The following is a 14,962-nucleotide window of genomic DNA, read 5'->3' as shown; positions in this document are numbered from 1 at the left end:
GATGATTTAAGAATTACCGCCATCATTTTTCTCGCATAAAATAGCGTGAATGAGATGTTGAAAACATGATGTTATGTGATTAGCCATTGTCTCGTAAGCATTGAATTATTGGTCCGGCAGAACGAACTGCGACAATTTTTCAAGCTTAAAAGGAAATTAATAATGGCTACTAGCAAACTGATTCAGGGCGATACGCTGACCGAAACCAGCAACGCCGCAGACGGCTTTAACCCAGCGAAAGAAGTCAGCGCATACAGCTATACTTCTGCTCGCGTCGCGAAGCCGGTATATAACCAGTACAAGTCTTCCACGGCTAAGCCCAAAGTATTCGGCTACTACACCGACTGGTCCCAGTATGATGGTCGCCTGCAGGGAGATGATTCGAAAGATAACCGCGGTCGCGGTTACGATCTGACCAACGTTGCGCCTACCGCTTACGACAAAATCATCGTCGGTTTCGTCGGCGTCACCGGCTTCCATAAAGTGGATGGGATGTACCGCGATGTGGTTGCCGAAGGCGCCGAGCAGTGCGGAAAAGTTAAATATGAGCCGACCTTCCTCGACCCGTGGGGCGATTTCCAGTCCTACGTTAACGTTGGCCACTCCGTCAGCGGCTGGGACGTCGATCCGAAAACCGTCACTCAGGCGAATGCCAAAGGTCTGCTCGGCGGCCTGCGCGATCTGCAGGCTAAAGCGAAGCAGCAGGGTCACGATCTGGTGCTGTCCATGAGCATCGGCGGCTGGACCATGAGTAACGGCTTCCACGAAACCGCAGCTTCTGATTCCGCCCGTAAAACCTTCGCGAAAGGCGTGGTAAAACTGTTCAAACAGTTCCCGATGTTCAGCGAAGTGGATATCGACTGGGAATACCCGAACGCGGAAGGCGCGGGCAACCCTTACGGCCCGGAAGACGGCGAAAACTATGCGCTGCTGATCGGCGAGCTGCGTAAGCAGCTGGATTCAGCCGGTCTGAGCAACGTCAAAATCTCCATTGCCAGCTCCGCGGTAGTGAAGACCTTCGATTACTCCAACGTGAAAGCGCTGCTGCAGGCCGGTCTGTACGGCATCAACGTGATGACCTATGACTTCTTCGGTACGCCGTGGGCGGAAACCCTGTCCCATCACACCAACCTGAACGCGCTGGAAGAAGGCGGCTGGGCGGTCAATACCATCGTCGACCATCTGCTGGCCGAAGGCTTCCCGGCAGACCGCATTAACATTGGCTATGCCGGTTATACCCGCAATGGCCGCAGCGTTGAGCTGGAATCTCTGTCTCCGCTGAAAGGCTCCTATAACCCGGGTACCGGTACTACCACCGGTACCTTCGAATCCGGTACCACCGAATGGTATGACGTTATTTATAACTACCTGGACCTGGAAAACCAGAAAGGCCGCAACGGTTTCAACGTCTATACCGACCAGGTGGCCAATGCGGATTACCTCTACAACCCGGAAAGCAAACTGTTCATGTCTCTGGACACGCCGCGTTCTGTTAAAGCTAAGGGCGAGTACGCCGCGAAGTTGGGGCTCGGAGGAATGTTCACCTGGACTATCGACCAGGACAACGGCGTGCTGGTGAACGCCGCGCGTGAAGGTCTGGGCTATGAAATGGCCTCTGAAGTTATCGATATGGAACCGTTCTATTTCGAAGGCATCAACGTCGACCCGGCAGATGAACAGGATGACGATAGCGTTCAGCCTGAACCGGCGATCAACCACGCGCCGAAGGCTGCCATTGAACTGCGCGTTGTGGGCGGTTCTACCGTACAGCTCTCTGGTGAAGGTTCCTCTGATGAAGATAAAGACGAGATTACCTGGAGCTGGGGTGTTCCTTCTGAAATCAGCGTGGCAGACAAGACCAGTGCTGTCATCGAGTTCGTCGTTCCGGAAGTGACCGTTAACACCAACTTCCAGTTCACCCTGTTCGTTCGTGATGCCTGGGGCGAGCCTTCTTCCCAGCAGCGTTATGTGCTGGTTGCCGTTCCGTCGGCGTCTCAGGTGCAGCCTGAGCCGGAAGAGGACGATACCGTGGTTCCGGTAGAGCCTGTCGAACCGGAAGAAGACTCCACTCCTGCGGAAGATGACACTTCCACGGATGACGCGACGACGCCTTACCCGCTGTGGGATGCCAGCACCGTTTATGGCGGCAACTGGGGTACCTTTGAAACCGTCAGCTGGAAAGGCCATAACTACCAGGTGAAATGGTGGTCTCAGGGCGACCAGCCGGATCTGAACTGCGCTGCGGGCCAGGCATGGACTGACCTTGGTGCTTACTGATCCTTTTCGTTAAGCGAAAAATAGTGGGCTAAAAAATGCAAGCCCCGGTTTACCGGGGCTTTTTTCCACCAGGGAATGAGGAATTTTGTCAATGACGGTCTCGATTAAAAACAGCCAGATCGATGTGAACAGCTGGTATCAAAAAATCACCTTAACCATCACCAATGAAAATAACAGCGCCGTGGATATCAATCATGCGGCCATTGGTTTTACCGGGTCCGGACATCAGGATCCGTGGGGCAATTTTGGCGGTACGCTTAAAGGGGATATGCCCCTCACCTTAAGCGGTAAAACGCAGGGAGCCCTCGACGTCAATGAAATCATTATTAATAACAGCCAACCGCTGCTGCTGCAGCCCGGTGAAAGCGGCACGTTATTCTTCAGCTTTGCCGCCACTCAGGTACCGGTCAAAATCTCAACTTTTAGCTTAACCCTGGCCTCATCTGCGCAAGATGATAGCGCTGATGAATCTGCGGACGAGGGGCAGCCGGAACCTGAAGCCCCCGTCGATGATCAAACTGATGATGTCGCGCCTGTACCGGAAGAGATTATCCCTGACGATGAGGGTACGGATGAGATGGCTCCTGAGCCTGAAGAGCAGGGCGATGATGCGGTTGTGGAAGGAGAGGGAATCACTGTTGTCGCAAGCCCGCTGAGCACGACCAGCTGGTATCAACGGGTGACTCTGACGCTGACCAACCTCTATGCCCAGGCTATCGATCTTAACCAACTTAAGCTGCAGTTTACCGCCAGCGCGCATCCCGATCCTTACAGCGCGTTCAGCGGATCTTTGCTCGGCAACAAGCCCGTAACGTTGGGCAGCGACGGCGGTTGGCCAATCGAAAAGAACACGATTACGATAAATAATGATGGGCAATTCTGGCTAAAGGGAGGCGCAAGCGCTGAGCTGCAGTTCTATCTTTCCGCTACCCAAACTCCGGTCACTATGAGCGGCTTAACGGCAATCCTCGCGCACGACCCAGGCCGTCAGGGCAAGATCAATATTCAGTTCCCTTCGTTAAAACAAAACACCACCCTGAAGCCGACGATCGACCTGTACTATCCGGATGCGACTTCACGACGCTTTGCAGGCGAGTGGGGAGAGACGCTGACCATCAGCGATCTTAGCGCAGGTGAGTACACGATCGCTGTGCTGGAGCTGAGTAATGATGATATGCAGATCGTACCCGTTGAATCGACGTTCAGGCTGAAGCTGGCTGGTGGATCTGACTGCCAGACCTGTCAGGTCGCGTATCAGGCGCCGGTACAGTTTGCTTCAGTACGTCTTATCGTCGATGCCCCTGAGTTTGCCGGCGCGGAAATGGTGGTTGAGCTGTGGTCGGAATCTGGGGTATGCGAAAGAACCCTGACGATGCCCGTCAACCAAATACAGCTGGTGGATCGGCTTATCGCCGGTCACTGCTACGAGATTGGCTTACAGTCGACGGTAATCAATAACCAGATGATTAGCCATCCCGCCCGACCGACGATTTTTACCCCTGAGCAGGGCCAGGTGAAAGAGGTGAGCATCGGCTTCCAGCAGACCGGGGTTGATAGTCATGATTTTGTCGAAGTTCAGGTGACGATACTAGGTTTACCTGAGGGCGTATCGCCTCAGCGCTATCGGTTCTGCTGCGGGCAATATCAATATACCGTGATGCTGGAGAGCGATGCCCGTCTGCAAACGCTGGCGATGCATCTGGCTCCCGGACAGTATAGCGTTGAGACTCCCGATGTTTACGTCGCCGGTACACCGTGGCGCTGTGAACAGGATGCGCCGCTGCGGCTGCTGAAAAGCGTCAATCACATTACGCTCGAGTTTGTGCAGGGCGTTCCACTGCAGGTTAAAGGCTGGCCGGACTATCTTGCCCACGGCGGGGTGACGGTGAATGCCGCGGATACCGTATCGCTATATCGCGACGTCCCTTTTAGCGCCCTGTTTAAATATGATGGTTTTGACGGCGGCGGCGACCCGATACCGGCGGCGGAAGTGGATAAAAACGGTGACGGCTTCCTTGATTATGACTCGCTGCCGATTCACAAAACCGTTCCGCTGGTGCGTGAGATTGAAAAAGAAGCGGGACGCTCCGTGATGCCGGTCATGGTGGTTTATACCGCTAACGCCAGCGGCGGCAGCGCGCTCTCGGATCTTCAGGACGGACAGCGGTTACGTAACCACTTTGGTAACTTCATCACCCAGTGTCTTGCGGCGCAGTCCTGGAAGGGCGACCAGCACGCCGTTCCCGCCACCTTTGTGCTGAATCCGGATTTCCTTGGCGCGATACAGCAGGAGCCGTACGGCTATACCGCAGTACGTAAAGCGAATAGCGTACAGGTTAATGTCCAGCTGGCGGCGGCGATTAACGCTTTGCCTGCTCTTCCGGGATTCAGCGCGCCGCTGTTGCCGACGTTTTCTAACGATCTTTATGGTTATGTCCAGGCGATTAACTATATTGTGCGCCAGTTTGCGCCGGACGTGGCCTTCGGCTGGCAGACCAACGTCTGGGCGACGGGAACGGCAGACTGGGTACTCAGAGCAAATGCCGATCCTGTGGCCCAGGGGACAGCGATAGCCAGCTTTATCAATGAGCTGGGAGTGTATAGCGGTGAGTATGCGCCAGATTTTATCGCCTTTGATAAATTTGAACGCGATTGCTTTAGCCCGGATGCATTAGCGCACTATGGCTGGAACGCGACCTGCTGGTTTAATTATTTAGGGATGGTAAAACAAGCGGCTAAAGACCTGCATAAACCAGCTATGCTATGGCAAATCCCGGGGGGCCATATGCCAACCGTAGACGAAGGCAACAGTAAAATTGCCGCCGCGCACTACGCGTCGGGCGGAAGCTTCTTTATGGGCGATGCGCGTATTGGCAGCGATCTCAATACCATCGCTTCGGATCTGTTAAATACGACGGTGAATAGCGCGACTTATGGCGTAGCGACAGTCGGCGACTTTTTACGCCAGGATAATGGCTACGACTGGGGGCAGATGCAGGCGTTAAATCTCCCTGATTATAACGTTTTCTCGGTACTTTGGGGCGGAGGCTCAACGGTAAGCATTACGACAATTCACTCTAACGGTGAAGATGGCGGTTGGCTGGCAGAAAAAATGGTGGAATATTACTCAGCGCCAAAATATTTTAGTTAATAACACCTCTTTCCCTGCTGTTTAGTGAAGAAAAATCGTCTTGTTCATAGTGATTCAGAGAGTTTAATATTCTGAATCACTATTTTTTATGAGGTTTTTTATTTTCCGAGAAATAGTTTCATTTGTGATTTTATTTCCCTGTTAATATTATGTTTTGAGGTTTAATTGAGCTTGTTGATATTTTTATTAAGAATTTACTCATCGTGCTAAGTATTGCGTATTTGTGCGGGTTTGGTACAGATATACTACCAGGTGGTTTTATTTATAATTAATTGAAGACACCTTTCATTAAGTATATGTTGGGTTGACCTATGATTATGGTTTTTAATGAAAAAATGAAAGTTGACATTGCTGAAAACGATAATGAGAATACCTTGCACTCATATTTATTTTCCCAGCAGGCTAAACCACATGCAGCGCTTGATGCGCTCTTCTCTGCATTATGGTCTTTTGGTAAGCCTTTTAATTTAAATCCTGGTGATGAGTTTTTACTTAATTCTGGCGGTGAGAATAAAATAGTCCTTCTGCAGTCCGGGATTTTTTCATTTTGCCGCTGCGGCAGTGGACTTCATGTGAGTTCTACATTTGCGCCCTCTATTGTCGGACTCGTCGATAGCTATGGGGTAACCTACGATGTTCCGACCCGACCGGAGCACTTTCTGGTGGCCGAAACCGAGTGCAGCGGACGTGCGGTTTCTTTGCCCGACTTTATTAAGACCGTCGATGAGTGCGATCTGTGGCACGATGTCGCACGAATACTTGCCTATCGTTTGATGGTGATGAGCGTACGGGATCGGGAGCTGGTTGGCGTGGATTCTTATCTGAAGGTGCGCGCATTATTAATCGAACTTTGGGCTTATGCCAGCGAATACCGACAAAGCATTAACGTCCTTAACTTTATTCAAAGACGAACGGGCATATCCCGTAGCCGTACGATGAAACTTCTCTCTGAACTTAAGAAAGGGGGTTATATTAGTATCGATGGCGGTCGTTTATTAGACATGAAGAAATTACCGACGGCCTATTAACGATGTTGCATAAAAGGTGTTTTTTTACATCAATTAAACACCTTTTAAAAAGTATTACGAACGGTTGTCTTTCGTGTGTTCATGTATTAATTAAAAAGTCAATAGTCCTGATGGCATAGGGTGTATCTCATGACTATAGTTCTTTTAAAACATGAGGTTATGTGTAGTCCTATAAAAACAGCAGGTGATGATTGCAACTGTTTATACCTTTTATAATAATTAACTAATGTCAGAGTGTTTATTTGAGTGAGGCGATTACTGGTCAGTAAGTTATCTCATATTAATGACGTGAGTGTCTTCCTGTAGCATATAAAGCCAGGGATCGTCAGGCTGGCCTGAGCGAAAGCCCTTGTCCACCAATGTCTGATATTTATCAAACTATAACACTGGGTTTTTATTAAATTTAAAAGGGATTATATGAAAAAGCATCTATTAGCCATGATGGTGACTGCTATTTCTGCAGGCGGCATGATGACTTCCGCTTTTGCGGATACGGCGACCGTTTCGGGTGGCACTGTTAATTTTGTTGGCCAGGTTGTTAATGCCGCCTGTTCTGTTTCTGCTGACTCCGTTGATCAAACGGTCACCTTAAGCCAGGTTCGTGCCAGCAAATTAACGGCCGCCGGCATGGTTGCGAATCAAAAAGAAGATTTCTCGATCAAACTGGAAGATTGCGATACCACGGTAAGCCAGGAAGCCGCAGTTATTTTTAACGGTCAGCAGGACGGTACGCTGGCCGGCTCCCTTGCCAACACCGCAGGTGCTGGTGCGGCTACCAACGTCGCTCTGCAGCTGTATGGTCCGGACGGCCAGCCGCTCAATATTGGCGATACTTCTGGCACCGTAACGTTAATTGATGGTGAAAACGTGGTTCCGCTGAGCGTCGATTATATCGCCACCGGCGCTGTAGTTGCCGGTAACGTCTCTGCTACCGCCACCTTTAGTATGGTGTACTCCTGATTTCTTTTCAGGTATTCCTCCGTGCATCTTGCACGGAGGAAACGCTATTTGTGTTGCGCCCAAAATCGTTTATTTACTTAGAAAATGCTTAAAAGAACAATTCAATTTCTATCGCTGTTGCTGGCTATCGCTGGAATAATAAACCAGGCGCACGCGGGCGGTATCGCTCTGGGATCAACCCGCGTTATCTATCCGCAGGGAAGCAAGCAGGTCTCTCTGCCGGTTATTAACTCCTCGGAGAACAACGTTTTCCTGATTCAGTCCTGGGTTGCCAATGCTGATGGTAGCCGGAGCGCTGATTTTATTATTACCCCGCCGCTGTTCGTGATTCAGCCGAAAAAAGAGAACACCCTGCGAATTATGTACATCGGTCCGTCTTTGCCCACCGACCGGGAAAGCGTGTTCTATCTCAATAGCAAAGCGATCCCCTCGGTCGATAAAACCAGGCTGGCGAATAATTCATTGCAAATTGCGACCCAAAGCGTCATTAAACTTTTTATTCGTCCTGCGGATTTGTCCGTTCCTTCCACAAATGCGCCCGCGATGCTGCGCTGCCATAGCCAAAACGGTCGATTAATCGTTACCAATCCGTCGCCCTACTATGTCTCTCTGGTTGAAATACATGCTGGAAGCCGAAAACTGCCGAATGCCATGGTCGCGCCAAAAAGCGAGCTGACGTTGCAGAGCAGCGAAAGCCGGGTAACCTTCCAGACCGTCAATGATTTTGGTGCGACCACGCCTGTACAAACCTGCCAGAGCCAATCTTAGCGTGCAGAAAATGGCTGCTATAAAGCGTCAATCGCCGTCTGTCAGTAAACCGGTGCTGATGACCCTGACTTTAGTCAGCGTGTTAACGCTGCCGAAGGGCTGGGCGGATAACTATTTTAATCCCGCGTTTTTATCGGACGATCCGTCCAGGATCGCCGATCTTTCACGTTTTGAAGGCAACGGCCAGGCGCCTGGCGTTTATCGGGTCGACGTCTATCTGAATGGCGCCTTTCTTGCCACCCGCGATATGACCTTCTACGAAGCGAAACCCTCCGCCAGGACGCCAGCCGCAGACGACTCCGGGCTAAGCGCTTGTCTGACGCCTGATATGCTCAAAGAGATGAAGGTGAACGTTGAGGCCTTTCCGGGGTTGTTAAAGCCCTCTTCTCAAGGGTGCGTGGATATTGCCGCCGCCATTCCCGCGGCTTTCGCGCGCTTTGATTTCACCCAGCAGCGCCTGAATATCAGTATTCCCCAGGCGGCGATGAAGAACAGCGCCAGGGGCTATATTGCACCTGAATACTGGGATGAAGGGATCAACGCGCTATTGCTTAATTACACGTTTACCGGTGCGAATAGCCGCGATCGCAGCGAGGGCGGCGTTGATGCCCGTACCCTGTTTCTTGGCCTTAACAGTGGCCTGAACCTTGGCGCCTGGCGCTTGCGTAACTATTCCACCTGGAACGATAACAGCGGCGGCGAGAGCAATAAAAGCGACTGGCAGCATATCAGCACGTATGTAGAGCGCGATTTGCGCGCTCTGAAAAGCGAACTGACCGCAGGAGATAGCTATACGCCTTCCGCGATCTTCGACAGTTTGCCCTTTCGCGGCATTCAGCTGGCTTCCGATGACAACATGCTGCCTGACAGTATGAAAGGCTTCGCACCGACCATCCACGGTATCGCTAAAAGCAATGCCCAGGTGACCATTCGGCAGAATGGCTACACCATCGACCAGCGCTACGTCTCTCCCGGCGCATTTACCATTGACGACCTTTACTCCACGGCCAGCAGCGGTGATTTGAGCGTTGAGATAAAAGAGTCCGATGGCAGCATCACTCGCTATAGCGTGCCGTATTCCGCTGTGCCAATTCTGCAACGTGAAGGGCGGTTGAAATACGCGGCCACGGCGGCGAGCTATCGCGGCGACAGCAGCCAGAAAGAGGACGTTAAGTTTGGCCAGGCGACGCTGATATGGGGCCTGCCGCACGGCTTTACCGTCTACGGCGGGACGCAGTTTGCCGATCATTATCGCGCGCTGGCGTTAGGTACGGGAGCCAATCTGGGCGACTGGGGGGCGATTTCCGTCGACCTGACCCAGGCGCGCAGCACCCTGGCTGATGATAGCGAGCATCAGGGGCAATCCACGCGTTTTCTTTACGCTAAATCGCTGAATAGTCTGGGAACTAACTTTCAGCTGCTCGGCTATCGCTACTCAACATCGGGTTTTTATACCCTCGACGAGACGGCGTTGAAGCGCATGTCTGGCTATAACGGTCCAACCGACGAAAATGAAGACCAGCGTAGCTGGAGCGATTACTACAACCTCTATTACACCAAACGCGGCAAGATTCAGCTGAATATCTCGCAGCAGCTTGGGCGTTTTGGTTCGCTTTATGTAACCGGTAGTCAGCAGAGCTACTGGCATACCGGTGAGAAGAACACGCTGCTGCAAGTGGGCTATAGCGATACCCTGGCGGGCGTGTCATGGAGCCTCTCTTATAACCAAAGCCGTGCCCCGGGAGAGGACAAGAGCGACCAGCTTATTGCCCTGAATCTCTCGCTGCCGCTCAGCCAGTGGCTACATCACAGCGATGATGTTACCCACAAGCATCACAATATCTACGCCACGTTCAGCACCAGTACCGATCGGCACGGCGGCGTCAGCCAAAATGCCGGAATAAGCGGTACCGCGCTGGCGCAAAACAATCTCAGCTATAGCGTACAGCAGGGTTATCAAAATCATGGCGTTGGTAAAAGCGGCGCCGCCAGCCTCGAATATGATGGCGCCGAAGGCAATGTCAACGTGGGCTATAACACCAGCAATAACGGCGATTATCAGCAGATAAATTACGGTCTGAGCGGCGGCATAGTGGCGCATGCGCACGGCTTAACGCTGAGCCAGCCGCTGGGCGAGACCAACGTGCTGATCGCCGCTCCGGGAGCAGGCAATGTCAATATTGATGACGAGCCGGGCATTCATACCGATCGCCGGGGCTATGCGGTGGTGCCTTACGCCACGACCTATCGCCAAAATCGCATGGCGCTGGATGTGAACTCGATGGCGGATGACGTGGATATCGACGATGCCGTCGTGAACGTCGTGCCTACGCAGGGCGCGCTGGTACTGGCCAGCTTTAAAGCGCGCGTCGGCGAACGTGCGCTCCTGACGCTGCTGCACGACGGGCAGCCGGTACCGTTCGGCGCGACCGCCTCGACCGATGCGTCAGCGGAGGAGGCGATCGTCGGCGATGGCGGCGAAGTTTACCTGGCCGGTTTGAGCCCCCAGGGAACGCTCAAAGTGCAGTGGGGCCGGGGAGCTTCCCGGCAGTGTCTGGTGCATTATCAACTTCCCGCAACCCGGCAGGCCCTGGTGCGACAACGCGTGGAATGCCGCTAAATGAAGACAGGTTTATTTTTTATTCCGCTGGCGGGACTGCTGTTAGCCAATGCGGCTCAGGCTGCCGTCTGTCAAAACGTCAACGGCGCGCCTACTACGGTCGATTACGATCTGAGTACCACCCTCACGGCGGCCCAAAACGCGGCGGGGAATACGGTTCAGTTGACCAAAAACCAGGAAGTGAACGTTCAGGCCGTGTGTCCCGCAGGGTCGGCATTCTCGAACCGGACGTATCGTTCCTATGTTTCACCCTACGCCGTGGTTGAAACCAGCGGCCCATGGAAGTATTTAAAGCTCGACCCTGACTATCTGGAGGGGGCGATGAGAATTGACGACTCCGCGGCAGGAACCCTTTATCTCCCTACCAACTACGCCTATATGGGCACCGATGACAGCGTAAACGCCGGCAAACCGTTCTACATCCGCGACTCGAACCTGGTGTTTCAGCTCAAGATTGCCAGGCCTTTCGTGGGAACCGTCACTATCACTCCGAAGACCATGTTCAACGTCTACGTGACGACAGGGACGAGCGATCCCCTGAGCAACGTGGTTTACAACATTGCTTACAGCGGAACGGTAACCGTGCCACAAAGCTGCGAAATCAACGCAGGGCAGACCATTCTTGTGGATTTCGGCTCGCTTTATAGCGGTGGCTTCAACCGCGCCGGGGCAAAGCCGGTGAGCGTCAGAAATAAAAAATTCAGGGTGCCGGTGAAATGCAGCGGCGTGAATTCGCAGGTTAATTTAAGCCTGCGGCTGATTGCGACAGCGGATACTCACCTTAACCAGGCTATCGCCTCGGATAACCCGGACGTCGGCGTGGTGGTTGAGACCAACGATGGCGCGGTATTGACGCCAAACGATGCCAGCAGCGTGGTGCCTTTCGTCACTGACGATGCGGGCAAAGCCAACATCGCGCTGCAGGCTTATCCGGTTAGCACGACCGGTGAAATTCCCGCGGAGGGCGTATTTACCGCGCTGGCTAACCTGCGGGTGGACTTCGACTAAATGAGCTTAAAACGCGGTCTCTTTTTAGCGCTCCTCTGCGGGAGCCCATTTTGCCAGGCCAGTGATACCGGCAATAACCTGGAATTTACCGGCACGATCGTTGCGCAAACCTGCGATGTGGAGATTTCCAGCGTCAGCCAGAGTATCGATTTGGGGCAGTTTTCGGTTGAGGATTTTCCCGCAACCGGAACGACAACAAAATTTAAGCCGTTTAACATTAATCTGAAAAACTGCTCCCGGGGAATTACCGGAACCAAAATCTGGTTTACCGGCACGGCAGACAGTGATGATCCGTCGCTGCTGGCGCTGACCGATACCGGCATGGGTAACGAAAATATGCTGGCCAGCGGCATCGGCGTGGAGCTGCTTGATGAAGATCAAGATGATGTCAGTATGAATAATAGTGAATCAGTAGTTTATCCCCTCAAGGCCGGGCGCAATACGCTCTCCTTCTACATTCGCTACAAATCGACACGGCCAGTGGTCACCTCCGGCAATGCGACGGCGGTGATGTATTTCGACCTGCAATACGAATAGGCGCGGCGATGAATAAATATGCTTATTATGCCTGCATGGCTTGCTGCCTTCTGACGACAGCAACGGCAGACGCGCATGACGGGCGTGTCTATGTCACCGGCACGATTACCGACAATACCTGCACGCTGTCGCCGGATTCAGAAAACATTAACGTGGAGATGGGCAGCGTATCGAACCGTCAGTTTTACCAGGCTGGCGATGGTTCCGCCTGGCAGCCTTTCGCCATTGATTTGCAGAACTGCGGCAGCACCGTCAGCGGCGTTACGGTGAGCTTCAGCGGGACGGCAAATCAGCGAAATACGGATCTCCTGGCGCTTATCGACGCGGCGGACGATGCCACAGGGATTGGCATTGGCCTCTATGACCAGGATAAACATCTTATTCCGCCAGGGCAGACGAGCGAAGTCATCGCGCTTTCTCCGGGGCAGACTTCCGCGCATCTGCAGTTCTATGCTCGTTATGTCGCGGACGGCAGCGCGGTTACGGCCGGAAAGGCGAATGCTTCAGCCACGTTTATCCTCGCCTATGAATAAACTCCTTTTTTATATCGTCATGAGCTGGCTGCTGCCGATCCCTGTGGCTCAGGCGGGCGTGGTGATCGGCGGGACGCGGTTTATCTATCATGCGCAGATGCCGACCCTAAGCGTGCCGGTGAGCAACACCTCTTCTGAGAGCTGGCTTATTGATAGCCACATTCAGTCGGCGCAACGATGGCCCGGCGCGGCTATTGCCGCAGGGAACAGACCCCCCTTTATCATTACGCCGCCGTTGTTCCGTCTTGCGGCAGAGCAGGAGAATACGCTGCGCGTGACCTGGACCGGCGACGCGCTCCCCTCCGACCGGGAAAGCCTGTTCACATTGAGTATTGCCGCCATACCCTCCGGTAAGCCTGGCGACCATCATGTTCAGATGGCCTTTCGTTCCGCGCTGAAGCTTATCTATCGTCCTGCTGGCCTGGCAGGCAATCCCCAGCAGGCGTACCGGGGGCTGCGCTGGACGTTGACCCCGGAGGGGCTGTCGGTACAGAACCCGGGCCCTTATTACGTCACGCTCTTCTCGCTCAAGGCCAACGGCCGGCCCATTGATACCGCAGGTGTCGTCGCCCCTTTTTCGACGCGCAAAACCGACTGGTGCCAGCGGGCGACCCGCTGCGAGGTACGCTGGCAAAGCATTAATGATTATGGCCGCGTGCTGCCGCCGATAGCGGCGAACGTACTGCTGGCGCGCTGATTTTTATCCCTGGAATGAGAGTTTGTTTTATGCACGATTCATCTTTAAAGCTGAGCTGCCTGGCGGCGCTGGCGCTGGTTAGCGGCGCGATTTCCTTACCGGCGCAGGCGGAGAACGGCGAGCCGGCGTCGCAGATTGGTCCGGCGGCGGAGGCCTATATCGCCAGCCATCCGGATAAAGTCGGCGAAGCCGTAGCCACGTATCTGGCGAATCACCCGGAATTTCTCATCGCCGCCAGTGAAACGCTACATCAGCGGCAGCAGATCGCCCAACAGCAGGCTTACGTACAGCTGGCCCTGCAGTATCAGGCCGGGCTGTTGAGCAGCGCCAGCCCATCCGTTGGCCCGGCAGATGCGAAAGCTGCAGTGGTCATGTTCTTTGATTATCAGTGTTCATGGTGCAGCAAAATGGCGCCGGTTATCGAGGCGCTGATCAAAGCCAACCCGGATACGCGCTTTGTTTTCAAAGAGTTCCCTATTTTTTCTTCGCGCTGGCCGGTATCGGGGCTGGCAGCAAGGATCGGCGAACAGGTGTGGTTAAGCGACGGCGGCGCCAAATATCTTGACTGGCATAACGCGCTCTATGCCACCGGTAAAGTGGAAGGCGCGCTCACGGAACAGGATGTCTATGGCCTGGCGCAGCATTATCTGTCGAAAGAGAAGATCGCGGAGGTCAAGCAGGCGCAGGATAGCGGGGCGGTTCATGACGCTCTGCTGGCAAATCAGGCGCTGGCCCAGCATATGAACTTTTCCGGTACCCCCGCGTTTGTCGTGATGCCACAGGCGAAAACGCCGGAGGCTAACCGCGTCTCGGTGATGCCCGGCAGCTCCTCGCAGGACGCTCTGCAGACGGCGATTCAGAAAGCGAAAGGCTAGGGGCGGCATTATCCACCGGGGTGGTCACGCCCCGGTGAAATCAAACACAGGAGTGTCGAAACATGGAAAAAATGCCCCTCATACATAGTGTGATGCCCGCGCTGGTCTTGCCGCTATGGTTTATCGGCTGCGCGTGCCTCGCCTCCGGCGGTCAGCTTCAGTTTTCCGGTAGCGTGATAACCGCCGCCTGCTGGAACGAAACGGGAACCTCCGATATTTTATGCCAGCGTCAGGATCGTCTTGAGCGTCATATCACCGTGGAAAACCTCATTGTGCCCATATCCTCCCCCTATGCCACGATTGAAAAGTCCTACCTGGATGAGGACAAACAGCTAACGCTGCTGCGCGTGGTCTATGACTGATCCTCACGCCCGTCTGTCATTGCCAATAACCCGATCGCCCCGGTCCCTCAGGTAAGAGAGGGAGCGGAGAAGAGGGTATTTCTTGCGCATCTGTTTAATGAGTCAGTGCCGTTTTCATTATTGTTAAGAGAATATTCTCTGCAACA

At 53.5% G+C, this 14,962-nt stretch carries 12 protein-coding genes; all 12 read left to right on the top strand.

All coding sequences use genetic code 11. The annotated features are described in order from the left end of the window. Positions 1 to 162: 162 nt before the first annotated feature. The 12 genes from KO1_RS19645 to KO1_RS19590 all read left to right on the top strand — a co-directional run bounded on the left by KO1_RS19645 (position 163) and on the right by KO1_RS19590 (position 14,816). On the top strand, positions 163 to 2,277 hold the full coding sequence (locus KO1_RS19645; RefSeq protein ID WP_024273705.1) for a glycoside hydrolase family 18 protein: 2,115 nt from the start codon (positions 163 to 165) through the stop codon (positions 2,275 to 2,277). 91 nt (positions 2,278 to 2,368) lie between these two features. Further along, entirely contained in the window at positions 2,369 to 5,428 is a 3,060-nt protein-coding gene (locus KO1_RS19640; RefSeq protein ID WP_024273706.1) for a hypothetical protein, read from the top strand. 311 nt (positions 5,429 to 5,739) lie between these two features. Next, the gene (locus tag KO1_RS19635; protein ID WP_017145027.1) at positions 5,740 to 6,456 is read left to right on the top strand and encodes a winged helix-turn-helix transcriptional regulator; all 717 of its coding nucleotides are present in this window, start codon (positions 5,740 to 5,742) and stop codon (positions 6,454 to 6,456) included. Between the two features lie 417 nt (positions 6,457 to 6,873). Next, complete coding sequence (locus tag KO1_RS19630; RefSeq protein WP_004108376.1) at positions 6,874 to 7,416, top strand: fimbrial protein BcfA; 543 nt, start codon at positions 6,874 to 6,876, stop codon at positions 7,414 to 7,416. Between the two features lie 84 nt (positions 7,417 to 7,500). Further along, a complete protein-coding gene (locus tag KO1_RS19625) occupies positions 7,501 to 8,184 on the top strand; it encodes a fimbria/pilus periplasmic chaperone (RefSeq protein ID WP_004108372.1) in 684 nt (227 codons plus the stop codon). Positions 8,185 to 8,194: 10 nt separating this feature from the next. Next, entirely contained in the window at positions 8,195 to 10,804 is a 2,610-nt protein-coding gene (locus KO1_RS19620; RefSeq protein WP_029779276.1) for a fimbrial biogenesis usher protein, read from the top strand. Then, a complete protein-coding gene (locus KO1_RS19615; protein ID WP_004108362.1) occupies positions 10,805 to 11,812 on the top strand; it encodes a fimbrial protein BcfD in 1,008 nt (335 codons plus the stop codon). It begins immediately after the preceding gene. Next, the gene (locus KO1_RS19610) at positions 11,813 to 12,349 is read left to right on the top strand and encodes a fimbrial protein BcfE (RefSeq protein WP_004110439.1); all 537 of its coding nucleotides are present in this window, start codon (positions 11,813 to 11,815) and stop codon (positions 12,347 to 12,349) included. Between the two features lie 35 nt (positions 12,350 to 12,384). Continuing rightward, entirely contained in the window at positions 12,385 to 12,882 is a 498-nt protein-coding gene (locus tag KO1_RS19605) for a fimbrial protein BcfF (RefSeq protein WP_049128444.1), read from the top strand. Further along, on the top strand, positions 12,875 to 13,579 hold the full coding sequence (locus KO1_RS19600; RefSeq protein ID WP_032725853.1) for a pili/flagellar-assembly chaperone: 705 nt from the start codon (positions 12,875 to 12,877) through the stop codon (positions 13,577 to 13,579). Before KO1_RS19605 ends, KO1_RS19600 begins: the two co-directional genes overlap by 8 nt. A gap of 29 nt (positions 13,580 to 13,608) precedes the next feature. Continuing rightward, entirely contained in the window at positions 13,609 to 14,454 is an 846-nt protein-coding gene (locus KO1_RS19595) for a DsbA family protein (RefSeq protein ID WP_017145021.1), read from the top strand. 62 nt (positions 14,455 to 14,516) lie between these two features. Continuing rightward, on the top strand, positions 14,517 to 14,816 hold the full coding sequence (locus tag KO1_RS19590; protein ID WP_004108350.1) for a hypothetical protein: 300 nt from the start codon (positions 14,517 to 14,519) through the stop codon (positions 14,814 to 14,816). Positions 14,817 to 14,962 lie beyond the last annotated feature (146 nt).

It is taken from the genome of Klebsiella oxytoca NBRC 105695 (assembly GCF_001598695.1).
GTDB classification, from domain to species: Bacteria; Pseudomonadota; Gammaproteobacteria; order Enterobacterales; family Enterobacteriaceae; genus Klebsiella; species Klebsiella oxytoca.
The sequence above is the reverse complement of the archived record's forward strand: the minus strand, read 5'-3'. Positions and strand labels throughout refer to the sequence as shown.